This is a genomic window from Micromonospora sp. NPDC050686, from assembly GCF_040654475.1.
Lineage (GTDB): Bacteria > Actinomycetota > Actinomycetes > Mycobacteriales > Micromonosporaceae > Micromonospora.
Window position 1 is genome coordinate 25,526 of sequence record NZ_JBFAID010000022.1, and the last position, 10,853, is coordinate 36,378.

At 72.1% G+C, this 10,853-nt stretch carries 11 protein-coding genes; 7 read left to right on the forward strand and 4 right to left on the reverse strand.

Translation table 11 applies throughout. From position 1 onward, the window contains the following. Window positions 1-93: 93 nt before the first annotated feature. On the reverse strand, window positions 94-2,076 hold the full coding sequence (locus tag AB0H57_RS16630; protein ID WP_357507193.1) for a carboxypeptidase-like regulatory domain-containing protein: 1,983 nt from the start codon (window positions 2,074-2,076) through the stop codon (window positions 94-96). A 149-nt stretch (window positions 2,077-2,225) separates the two neighbouring features. Between AB0H57_RS16630 and AB0H57_RS16635 the strand changes: the two genes are divergently transcribed. The 5 genes from AB0H57_RS16635 to amcA all read left to right on the forward strand — a co-directional run bounded on the left by AB0H57_RS16635 (window position 2,226) and on the right by amcA (window position 6,944). After that, window positions 2,226-2,588, forward strand: coding sequence for a sterol carrier family protein (locus tag AB0H57_RS16635; protein WP_357507195.1), 363 nt, complete (start codon window positions 2,226-2,228; stop codon window positions 2,586-2,588). Window positions 2,589-2,744: 156 nt separating this feature from the next. Then, complete coding sequence (gene purF / locus AB0H57_RS16640) at window positions 2,745-4,286, forward strand: amidophosphoribosyltransferase (RefSeq protein WP_357507197.1); 1,542 nt, start codon at window positions 2,745-2,747, stop codon at window positions 4,284-4,286. A gap of 59 nt (window positions 4,287-4,345) precedes the next feature. Further along, window positions 4,346-5,500, forward strand: coding sequence for a phosphoribosylformylglycinamidine cyclo-ligase (gene purM / locus AB0H57_RS16645; protein WP_357507199.1), 1,155 nt, complete (start codon window positions 4,346-4,348; stop codon window positions 5,498-5,500). 135 nt (window positions 5,501-5,635) lie between these two features. Further along, window positions 5,636-6,739, forward strand: coding sequence for a cyclophane-forming radical SAM peptide maturase AmcB (gene amcB / locus AB0H57_RS16650; protein WP_357507320.1), 1,104 nt, complete (start codon window positions 5,636-5,638; stop codon window positions 6,737-6,739). Beyond that, window positions 6,708-6,944 (forward strand): multiple cyclophane-containing RiPP AmcA, encoded by a 237-nt coding sequence (gene amcA, locus AB0H57_RS16655; protein ID WP_357507201.1) that lies wholly within the window; start codon window positions 6,708-6,710, stop codon window positions 6,942-6,944. The genes amcB and amcA overlap by 32 nt, the downstream gene beginning before the upstream one ends. Before the next feature lie 136 nt (window positions 6,945-7,080). Here the strand turns inward: amcA and AB0H57_RS16660 are convergent, their stop codons facing one another. Next, on the reverse strand, window positions 7,081-7,296 hold the full coding sequence (locus tag AB0H57_RS16660) for a DUF3073 domain-containing protein (protein ID WP_357507204.1): 216 nt from the start codon (window positions 7,294-7,296) through the stop codon (window positions 7,081-7,083). 306 nt (window positions 7,297-7,602) lie between these two features. Further along, a complete protein-coding gene (locus AB0H57_RS16665) occupies window positions 7,603-8,685 on the reverse strand; it encodes a Glu/Leu/Phe/Val dehydrogenase dimerization domain-containing protein (protein WP_357507206.1) in 1,083 nt (360 codons plus the stop codon). A 173-nt stretch (window positions 8,686-8,858) separates the two neighbouring features. Here AB0H57_RS16665 and AB0H57_RS16670 point away from each other — a divergent pair, with 173 nt between their 5' ends. Next, window positions 8,859-9,698: a hypothetical protein gene (locus tag AB0H57_RS16670; RefSeq protein WP_357507208.1), complete on the forward strand. Its 840-nt coding sequence runs from the start codon at window positions 8,859-8,861 to the stop codon at window positions 9,696-9,698. A 251-nt stretch (window positions 9,699-9,949) separates the two neighbouring features. Next, a complete protein-coding gene (locus AB0H57_RS16675) occupies window positions 9,950-10,159 on the forward strand; it encodes a BldC family transcriptional regulator (RefSeq protein WP_007073996.1) in 210 nt (69 codons plus the stop codon). A gap of 195 nt (window positions 10,160-10,354) precedes the next feature. On the opposite strand, the gene AB0H57_RS16680 is transcribed toward AB0H57_RS16675, so the two are convergent. Further along, entirely contained in the window at window positions 10,355-10,738 is a 384-nt protein-coding gene (locus AB0H57_RS16680; protein ID WP_357507210.1) for a PPOX class F420-dependent oxidoreductase, read from the reverse strand. Between the last annotated feature and the right edge of the window lie 115 nt (window positions 10,739-10,853).

Consider the following 10,853-nt stretch of genomic DNA (forward strand, 5'->3'; position numbering starts at 1 on the left):
GTATCACCGGTTCCGGGATGTGCGGGTCCGTCGCGGCTCGGTGTGTGCGCCGCAGCTCGCTGTGCGCCGCGACGCACAGCGAGCCCGCCGAGGTCAGTCGTCCAGCCAGTCCAGCCGGCGAGCGCCCCGGTCCTGCTGCTGGGGCCCGTCGGCGCGACCCCGACCGGGCTGGCCCTGGTCGTTGTAGTAGCCGCCGCCCTGCTGGTCGTAGGAGTGCTTGTCGTAGCCGCCGCCGCGCTGCTCCGGCGGGTATCCGCCCTGCTGGCCGTAGCCGCCACTCTGACCGCCCTGGCCACCCTGGCCGCCGTAGCCGGCCTGATCGCCGTAGCCGCCGCCCTGGTCGTAGCCGCCGCGCTGCTGCTCCGGGGCGTACCCGCCGGCGCCGCCGCGCTGGTCGTAGCCGTCGTACCCCTGCTGGCCGCCGCCGTAGCCGCCGCCCTGAGCGCCGCCGTAACCACCCTGGCCGCCGTAGCCGCCACCCTGGTCCGCCGAGTGGCCGCCGTACGAGGGCTCCTGGCCGTAGCCCTGCCCGGCGTCGCCGGCGGGCTGGTAGGTGCTGGTCGGGTACGGGTCGGCGGGCGGTGCGTAGGACTGGGTGCCTTCGCCGCCGTACCGGCCGGTCGGCTCGTCGTAGCGCTCGCCGTAGCCGCCGCCACCCTGGCCGCCGCCGTAGCCGCCGGCCGGGGCGCCGTAGTCCGGTCCGCCGTGGCCGGCGCCGGAGGACGGCGCGTTGCCGTAGCCGCCGCCGCCGGAGGACGGCGCGTTGCCGTAGCCGCCGCTGCCGGAGGACGGCGCGTTGCCGTAGCCGCCGTAGCCACCCTGGCCGTGGGCGTCCTCGCCGTAGCCGCCGCTGCCGGCCCAGCCGGGCTGCCCCCCGCCCCCGAAGGCGGGCGGCGGCGGTGCGCCGTACGGGTCCGGCGGGACGTCGTCCACGACCGGGCGCTGGAGCATGGTGGGTGCGTCGTTGATGGCCGCGCCGCCGACCATGGTCGGGTCCGGCCCGGCGCCGACCCGGTTCACCACCCGGGTCTGGTCGTCGGTGCCGCCGTACGCCCCGCGGGCCGCCGGCACCGCGCCGGCCGGCACGGCACCCGGGCCGCCCTCGTCGTCGGCGTTCTCCTTGCGCTTCATCAGCAGCAGCACGATGGTGCCGACGCCGACCGCGACGAACAGGCCGCCGAGCAGGATGAGCAGCCAGGACGGGCCGCTGTCCGGCGCCTCCGCGGCGGTGTTCTCGGCCTGCGCCGGGGGCGCCTCGGTGGCCGCGTCCTCGGCGGCCGGCTCCTCGATCGGTTCCTCGGTCGGCACCGGCTCGGCGGTGGCCGACGGGGTCGCGCTCGGCTTCACCTCGACCGGGATGGCCAGGCTGATCCGCTGGCCGGTCAGGCTCTGCCCGGCGTTCGCGTTGATGGACTTCGTGTTGACGATGTTGTCCTTGCTGGCGCCGAGCTGGATCTGGCCGGGCGTGATCGGCGCGCTCTTGGAACCGGTGAAACGGAAGTTGCCGTTGCCGTCGCTGGTGGTCTGGTAACGGTGGCCACCGGAGTCGAGCAGCATCACCGTGGCGTTCGGCACCGCGTCCCGGTTGGCCGTGACGATCACCTTGCCGGCGATCGAGTTGACCGTCTTGACCTCTTCCGGGGTCGGCGTCGGCTCTGGCTTGCCGACCAGGGTGACGTTGGCCCTGCCCTGGTCGGACTGCCTGAGCGGGCCGTTGGACTCGGTCGCCTTGATGGTGATGGTGGCGGAGCCGTCGGCGGCGTCGTCGGCGAGCCGGAACGTCGCCTCGTAGTTGCCGGGCTGGTCCACCCGGCTCCGGGTGCAGCCGTCGACGCAGTCGAGCTTCCGGTCGCTGGAGCTGACCGAGATGTCGACGGGGTTGGCCGGGTCGGAGAAGGAGAGCGAGTAGCTGACCTTCACGGTGCCGCCAGCCTCGACCCTGCTCGGCGAGGCCGAGACGTTTCCGATGCTGGGCGCGGCGAGAGCCGGTGTGGCGGGGACGGTGAGCAGCGCGCCGGCAACCAGCGCTACGACCACACCGGCCCGAAGCTTCCAGGCACGTCGGTGTGTTGACACGTCCACCGCCTTCCGGTCTGACTACCCTGGCCGGGGCCGGGATCATCACGGTACGAAATACGCCGTCGGCAACTATGCCTTGTCTGACCGGATCGGCGCGACCCAGGGCCGACGTGGTGCCCCCCGCCTCGGGGTCGTATCGTCCCGTCGTGTCCTCTCCGCACATTAAGTCCGCCGCGGTCTCGGCGGCGCTCGCCGCGCTGGACGAGGGGCGCAAGCCCGAACGGCCGGTGCTGCGAGATGCGGTCCGTGCCCTGCTGACCCTGTTGGCCGAGCGTGCACCCGGCCGATCGGTGGAGGTACGAGTCCCACCTTACGGTGCAGTTCAGTGTGTTCCCGGTCCACGACACACCAGGGGTACGCCACCGAACGTGGTGGAGACGGACGCGGAGACCTGGCTGGCGGTGGCGACCGGCCGGCTCGACTGGGCGGACGCGGTCACGCAGGGTCGGGTCCGGGTCAGTGGGGTGCGGGCTGACCTCTCCGGCCATCTGCCGCTCTGGCAGGGCTGACGCCGGGCCGGCAGGGTGACCGAACGCAGTGAGATCGTGACTTTCTGTGCAGACCCTGGTTCGCGTACACTGTCAGGTGACGACAGTGGTCCCGGCCCAGTGGTGCGGAGCATTCCCCGCCTTCCGCCAGGCCAGTCCAGCATGAGGGAGCGGCACGTGCCCCGAGGCGATGGCCGGCTGAGCCACGACCTTGATCCCCAGCGACCCGGCCCCCAGGACGCGTGTGGCGTCTTCGGCGTCTGGGCCCCCGGTGAAGAGGTCGCCAACCTCACCTACTTCGGGCTGTACGCCCTGCAGCACCGGGGCCAGGAAGCGGCCGGCATCGCGGTGAGCGACGGTTCCGGGGTGGTGGTCTACAAGGACCTCGGGCTGGTCGCCCAGGTCTTCGACGAGCCCACCCTGGCCAGCCTGCGCGGTCACGTCGCGATCGGGCACGCCCGTTACTCGACCACCGGCGCCTCGACCTGGGAGAACGCCCAGCCGACGATCCGGGCGACGAGTGCCGGCACCACCATCGCGCTGGCGCACAACGGCAACCTCGTCAACACCGCCGAGCTCCAGCGGGAGGTCGCCGCGCGGGATCTGGTCGCCGACAGCGCCACCAACGACACCTCGCTGGTGACCATGCTGCTGGCGAGCCGGCCCGATCTCTCCGTCGAGGCCGCCGCGCTGGAGGTGCTGCCGCGGCTGCGCGGGGCCTTCAGCTTCGTGTTCATGGACGAGTCGACGCTCTACGCGGCCCGCGACCCGCACGGCGTACGCCCGCTGGTGCTGGGCCGGCTGGAGCGCGGCTGGGTGGTGGCGAGCGAAACCGCGGCGCTGGACATCGTCGGCGCCAGCGTGGTCCGCGAGGTGGAGCCGGGCGAGCTGATCGCGATCGACGCGGACGGCCTGCGGTCCACCCGGTTCGCCGCGCAGGAGCCCAAGGGCTGCCTCTTCGAGTACGTCTACATCGCCCGCCCGGACGCCACCATCGCCGGGCGCAACGTGCACGCCGCCCGGGTGCAGATCGGCCGCCAGCTCGCCAAGGAACACCCGGTCGAGGCCGACCTGGTGATCCCGGTGCCGGAATCCGGCACGCCGGCCGCGATCGGGTACGCGGAGGCGTCGGGCATCACCTACGGCGCCGGCCTGATGAAGAACCCGTACGTCGGGCGCACCTTCATCCAGCCGTCGCAGACCCTGCGCCAGCTTGGCATCCGGCTCAAGCTCAACCCGCTGCGGGAGAACGTGCGGGGCAAGCGGCTGGTGGTGGTCGACGACTCGATCGTGCGGGGCAACACCCAGCGCGCGATCGTGCGGATGCTGCGCGAGGCCGGCGCGCTGGAGGTGCACGTACGCATCTCCTCGCCGCCGGTCAGCTGGCCGTGTTTCTACGGCATCGACTTCGCCACCCGGGCCGAGCTGTTGGCCAACGGGCTGGACAACGAAGGCATCCGGCGTTCGATCGGGGCCGACACGCTTGGCTACGTATCGCTCACCGGTCTGATCGCGGCGACCGAGCAGCCGAAGACCCGACTCTGCCGGGCGTGCTTCGATGGCGAGTACCCGATCGAGCTGCCGGCCGGGAACCTGATCGGCAAGCACGTCCTCGAAGGTGTGGGGCGCCGGGTCGCCAACCTGGTCCCGGACGCCCCGGAGCACATCGACCCCGCACTCGTCGCCGCACCGGGCGGCGCGACCGTACACCGCCCATAGCACCACCCGGCGCGGGCCGGTCCGCAACGCGGCCCGCGAAAAGCACAAAGGGGAGAACCGTGACGCACGTGTCCGAGCGCAGCGGCACAGGAAGCAGCCCGTCCGGAGCCGGCGGCGACCGCCAGCCCTGGACGGCCGGCACCGGCCGCGCCGCCCGCAAACGCTCGGTCTCGTACGCCGACGCCGGGGTGTCGATCGAGGCGGGTGACCGCGCGGTCGAGCTGCTCAAGTCCAAGGTGAAGCAGACCCGCCGCCCCGAGGTGATGGGCGACCTGGGCGGCTTCGCCGGCCTGTTCCGGCTGGACACCAAGAAATACAAGAACCCGATCCTGGCCTCGTCCACCGACGGTGTGGGCACCAAGCTGGTGATCGCGCAGCAGATGGACATCCACGACACGGTCGGCATCGACCTGGTCGCGATGGTCGTCGACGACCTGGTGGCCTGCGGCGCCGAGCCGCTGTTCCTGCTGGACTACATCGCGACCGGCGAGGTCGTGCCGGACAAGGTCGCCGAGATCGGCGCCGGCATCGCCGACGGCTGCCGGTACGCGGGCTGCGCCCTGCTCGGTGGCGAGACCGCCGAGCACCCGGGCGTGCTCCGCCCGGACGAGTACGACATCTCCGCCACCGGCGTGGGCGTGGTGGAGGAGAGCGCGATCCTCAGCTCGGAGCGGGTCGAGGTGGGTGACGTGGTGATCGCCATGCGTTCCTCGGGCCTGCACTCCAACGGCTACTCGCTGGTGCGGCACGTGCTGCTCGGCGCCGGCCGGATGCGGCTGGACGTGGTGATCGACGACTTCGGCCGGCAGCGCACGCTGGGTGAGGAGCTGCTCACCCCCACCAAGATCTACGCGCAGGACTGCCTCAAGCTGATCGCCGAGGCCGAGGTGCGGGCGCTGGCCCACGTCACCGGCGGCGGCATCCCGGGCAACCTGGTCCGGGTGCTGCCGGAGCACGTCGACGCGGTGGTCAACCGCTCCACCTGGAAGCCGCAGCCGGTCTTCGACCTGGTCCAGTCCAAGGGGCGGATCGAGAACCCGGAGATGGAGGCCACCTTCAACATGGGCGTCGGCATGTTCGCCGTCGTCTCGGCGGAGGACGCCGACCGGGCGCTGGCGACGCTGACCGGCCGTGGGGTGGACGCCTGGCAGGCCGGTGAGATCATCGAGGGTTCCGGCAACGTGCAGATGGTCGGCCAGCACACCCGGGGCTGATGATCACGCTGGGGTGATCATCCGAGTACCTGATCAGCTCTTCACCCGAGTGGCCATCGCCGCCTAGCCTGAAGGTTCGCTCTCAGGACGGGGGAGGAAGGGCCGATGGCTGCTCGAACGGGCGCCCGTACGGGCATGCGTGGCATCGCCACCGTGCCCTCGTACGTGGTGATGCAGCCGACCACCCTCTGCAACCTGGACTGCGTCTACTGCTACCTGCCGTTGCGCGGCGAGGACCGGCGGATGCCGGTGGCGGTGGCCGAGGCGGTGGCCGCCGCGGTGAACCCGTGGGCGGCGGCCGGCCGGTTCTCGGTGGTCTGGCACGGCGGCGAGCCCCTGGCGGCCGGCCGGGAGCACTTCGCGGCGCTGCTCGCCCCGTTCGGCCCGGACGTCGAGCACCACGTGCAGACCAACGCCACACTGATCGACGACGCGTGGTGCGCGTTCCTGGCCGAGCACCGGGTGCGGGTGAGTGTGAGCGTGGACGGGCCACCGGAGCGCAACGGGGACCGGGTGACCCGGGGTGGGCGGCCGGCGTACGACCGGATCCTGCGCGGGATCGCGGCGCTGCGCCGGCACGGCCTGCCGTTCTCCGCCCTCGCGGTGGTCAGCGAGCCGGGCCCGGGGCTCGCCACCGAGCTGTACGAGTACTTCCTCGACCTGGGCTGCGACGTCCTCGGCATCAACATCGAGGAGACCGAGGGAGTCAACACCCGGTCGAACGCGCACGACGCGGCCGCCGTGACGGCGTTCTGGGCCGAACTGGTCGCGGCCTGGCGGCGCGAACCCCGGATCCACCTGCGCGAGGTGGAGTGGTCCCTGCGGTACGCGGCGGCGATCCTGGACGACACGGCCGACGACCTGCTGCCGCGCCGGCTGGACCCGATCCCGACGATCGGCCAGGACGGGTCCGTCACCGTGCTCTCCCCCGAGCTGGCCGGCTTCACCGACCCCCGGTACGGCGACTTCAGCAGCGGCAACGTGCTGGCGACCCCGCTGGGGGAGATCCTGGCCGGTGCCGAAGGCACACCCTGGGTGGCTGAGTTCCTCACCGGGGTGGAGGCGTGCCGGTCCTCCTGCCCGTACTTCGGCTTCTGCGGCGGTGGCCACGCGGCCAACCGTTACTTCGAGCTGAAGCGTTTCGACGGTACGGAGACCGAACACTGCCGCAACAGCAAGATCCGCCTATTGGAGGGAGTGTTGGAGCATGCCCGAGACGAGGAGTCATCGGCAGCCTGAGCGTGGCGGGGAGGTCGGCGGGGATCCGGTGGCCGACCGGGTCCGCGAGGCGGCCGTCGGGTTGACCGCACTGCTCCGGGAGGCGGAGGCGGCGCGGCGGCTGCGCGCGGAGGTGGCCGGTGGCGACGGGGCCAGCGCGGTCTGCGCCTGGAACCACTTCGAGAACATCCCGACGTTCTACAACTGGAACAACCGGCCCCGCTGAGGGCGCGGGCCACGATCAGGGGCCTGCCGTGCCGCCTGGCCCGGCAGGCCCCTGATCACCGGTGGTACGCCGGGCCTTCCAGCCGACACATGGGTGAGCACGCGGGTGTCACCGCGTGCTCAGCTGTGTCCGTGGTTCAGCGGGTCGGACGCGCCCAGGAATCCGGGTCGTCGTCCGCGTGGTCCTCGTCGTCGTCGTCGACATACTCTTTGTAGTCGTCGTCGAAGTCGTGGTCCGACTTACCAGCTCCCGCCAGTTCGCGCTGCAAGGCGGTGAGGTCGGTGTTCGGGGAGTGGTACTTCAACTCCCGGGCCACCTTCGTCTGCTTGGCCTTAGCACGGCCGCGCCCCATGGCTCGACCCCCTCGCACAGAATTCGGGGCAGCCCGAAGGCGGGCCCCGATGACGTCAGGCATCTCTCGTGGCTCTTACGGTACATGGGGATGCCCACGTTCGGCACCTCGGGTTACCGCTGGCCGGCTCCGCGCGTCGCGGTCACCCGGCCGTGACCCAGTGTACCGGGTAAGGAGTGACTGCCGGGGTCGGCCGTGACACCGGTCAGATCGTCGTAAATCATCCCCAAGTTCAGCTTAACCGGGGCGGCGGACGGACTTCACCCGGGAACGGGACATCGGCCCCGTCCCCGGGAGTGGCCCGGATCACCCCAGCCGGATGGTGCGCAGCCGGCCGATCTCCGCCATCCGCCGCTCGGCGAGCCGGTCCGCGGCCACCGCCGGCGGGACGCCCTCGTCGTCGGCGAGCCGCAGGATCTCCCGGGTGGTGTCGAAGATCTTCGTGGCCCGCAGCTTGGCCCGGTCGAAGTTGAAGCCCTCGATCTCGTCGGCCACCTGGATCACACCACCGGCGTTCACCACGTAGTCGGGGGTGTAGAGGATGCCCCGGTCGGCGAGGACCTTCTCGATGCCCGGGTGGGCGAGCTGGTTGTTGGCCGCGCCGGCGACCACCTTCGCCCGCAGCGCCGGCACGGTGTCGTCGTTCAGGGCGCCGCCCAGCGCGCACGGGGCGTACACGTCGATGTCGGCGGCGGCCAGCGCGGCGCCGTCGTCGACCAGGGTGACCTGCGGGTACGTCGCGCGGGCCCACTCCAGCGCCTTCGGGTTGACGTCGGTGGCCACCACCTCGGCGCCGTCTTCCACCAGGTGGCCGGTGAGGTACTTGCCGACCTTGCCCAGGCCGGCCACGCCGACCCGCCGGCCGGCCAGGCTGGGAGTGCCCCAGGTGTGCTCGGCGGCGGCCCGCATCCCCTGGAAGACGCCCCAGGCGGTGAGGATCGACGAGTCGCCGGCCCCGCCGTGCTCCACGCTGCGGCCGGTGACGTACCTCGTCTCCCGGGCGATCACGTCCATGTCGGCGACGTAGGTGCCCACGTCGCAGGCGGTGTAGTAGCGCCCGCCGAGCGACTCCACGAACCGGCCGTACGCGCGCAGCAGCGCCTCGCTCTTGAGCTGCTCCGGGTCCCCCCAGATGACCGCCTTGCCGCCGCCGAGGTCCAGCCCGGCCAGGGCGTTCTTGTAGGCCATGCCGCGGGAGAGGTCGAGCACGTCGGCCAGCGCGGCCTCCTCGCTGGCGTACGGGTAGAACCGGGTGCCGCCGAGCGCGGGGCCCAGCGCGGTGGAGTAGATGCCGATGATCGCCTTGAGGCCACTCTGCTTGTCCTGGCAGAAGACGACCTGTTCGTGGCCGTTCGACCCTGGGTCGTCGGTGCTCGCGAAAACGCCCATTGCTTGCTCCTGTCGGTGTGCGGCCTTTTGGGCCGCTGCCCTGGTGGGACGCCGGCGGGGATGCTGCCGGTGCCGCTGAGCCTAATATCGGCCGGCGCCGCGCTGTCGGCCGCGTCACTCGTGATCCCGACGCCGACCGGGGTCGGCTCCGCCAGTCGTGGGAGGATCGCGCCGTGCCGTCGCTCTTCGCTTCTTATCTGCGCGTGTACGAGCCGCTGTCCGCCTTCGACCGGGATCGCCAGTCGTTCTGGCGGCGGTACGTCTCCGACGGCCGCGCGGTGGCCCCGGCGGACGGGCCCGTCCGGCAACGTGCGGCGGTCATCGAGGCGCTCGGCGCGGGCTGGACCCGGCTGCCCGACCTGCCGGACGAGGCGTACGTCGTGGAGACCGACGAGACGTTGCTGGTCTGCCCCTGGAACCTGCGGATCCGGGTGGCCGAGGCGGCGCTGAGCGCCCGGGACGGGGTGCCCTCGGTGCTCGCCGACGCGTTCGTCCCGCCGGTCCTGGCCGGCCAGGCCAAGGCGGTGGTGGACGACTGGCGCAGCGGCGCCCGGGTGCTGGAGCACGGGGTGCCCCGGGTGCACGAGCAGATCGCCACCTGGGGCGTCCCGCTGCGGTGGTTCGTGCTCTTCGACGCGGGCGAGCGGGACCTGAGCACCCGGCCGGGCCGGCGGTCGCTGCGCTACCGGACGGAGATCTCCAAGGCCCGCCGCCGCTCGTCCCGGGCGCTGTCGGTGCTGCGCAAGTCGGTCGGCGAGGCGCCGATCACCGAGGCGGTCGAGGAGGCCGCCCGGTGGTTGGAGGAGTTCCACCCGCGGTCGCTGGTGGAGCTGGACTACGGCGGCCTGGTCGAGCTGCTGCCGGACGAGACGCTGACCGCCGACGACTCGCCGGAGCTGGTCGCGGCCGGCCTGGCGGCGCTGTCCCGCAGCGAGGCCGAGGAGGCCTCGGCGGCGTACGACAAGCTGGTGGCGAGGTGGCGGGCGGTGCAGTTGCTGGAGCGGTGCAACTGACCACATACCGCTCAGCCGGGCAGGTCAACCCGAGACTGTCTCGTAGCTGGCGCTTCACCAAGGGTGATCATGAGTCCGATTAAGGTAGTTTCTGCGGTGTAAAAGTCGTAAAAATCGGGCATGGTTCATCCGTCCGTCTAGGGACCTTCAGCCGTTCGGCCCATGTCGGACATCGGGGACTAGCCGGACCATGGGAGACGCGTCGGCCGGCGGGACCCCGGCCGATGTCTATACATGTGGAGGAGTGACCGATGGCATCGCGAACGCACGAACCAGAGCCGCTGCTCACGCCGGCCGAGGTGGCGTCGATGTTCCGTGTCGACCCGAAAACGGTGACCCGGTGGGCCAAGGCGGGCAAGTTGAGCGCCATCCGGACCCTCGGCGGACACCGCCGCTATCGCGAGTCGGAGGTGCGGGCTCTGCTCCAGGGCCAGATCCCGCAGCAGCGGCAGGGAGACTGACGGCCGGGGGCGTCAAAGGCGTTCGGATCCAGGGGCGATGGGCGACGAGCCTGCCGCCCCTGATTCGTGTCCGGGCCCGCCGCGGCACCGCCGCACCCGCCGCGGCACCGCCGCAAGCCCACGCGACATGCCGCAAGGCGGGGCGTCCCCGCGGACTGAATGCCCGACATGCCGCAAGGCCGCGTATCGCGCCGCTCAGGGCTCGTCCAGCACGATCCGCAGGCCCACCGTGCCCGCCTCGCCCCGGCGCAGCCGGCTGCCGAGCAGCGTCAGCCGGCCGATCATCCGGTACTTCTGCTTGAGCAGGCCGCGCACCCGCCGGGTGCCCTCCGGGTCGCAGACCGTCGCCCGCCCCGGCACCGCCGCGCCGTGCGGCCGGCCACGCACGTCGCAGGGGGCCACCGTGACCCGGCCGTCGCGCCGGATCCGCTTCACCTTGCCGGAGTCCGACACCGTCCACACCGTGAGCGCGTCGCCGTCGCGGACCGCCCACACCGGGGTCGGCACCGCCCGACCGTCCTTGCGGAACGTCGTCAGCAGGAGGTACTTCTCCGCCGCCAGGCGGTCCAGCTCCGTCACCCGCCAAGGATACGGCCACGACAGCCGGCCACCGGCCGGATAGCGTGATCGCCGTGAGCGCGAGGAGTGAGCCGGGTTTGCGAGTCCCGCAGCCGCGAACAGGGACTGCGCCGTG

Excerpts from the sequence above, each read along its gene's own strand:
- amcB (WP_357507320.1), top strand. The coding sequence starts at position 5,636 with ATGCGTGGCATCGCCACCGTGCCCTCGTACGTGGTGATGCAGCCGACC.
- amcA (WP_357507201.1), top strand. The coding sequence starts at position 6,708 with ATGCCCGAGACGAGGAGTCATCGGCAGCCTGAGCGTGGCGGGGAGGTC.
- AB0H57_RS16660 (WP_357507204.1), bottom strand. The coding sequence starts at position 7,296 with ATGGGGCGCGGCCGTGCTAAGGCCAAGCAGACGAAGGTGGCCCGGGAG.
- AB0H57_RS16665 (WP_357507206.1), bottom strand. The coding sequence starts at position 8,685 with ATGGGCGTTTTCGCGAGCACCGACGACCCAGGGTCGAACGGCCACGAA.
- AB0H57_RS16675 (WP_007073996.1), top strand. The coding sequence starts at position 9,950 with ATGGCATCGCGAACGCACGAACCAGAGCCGCTGCTCACGCCGGCCGAG.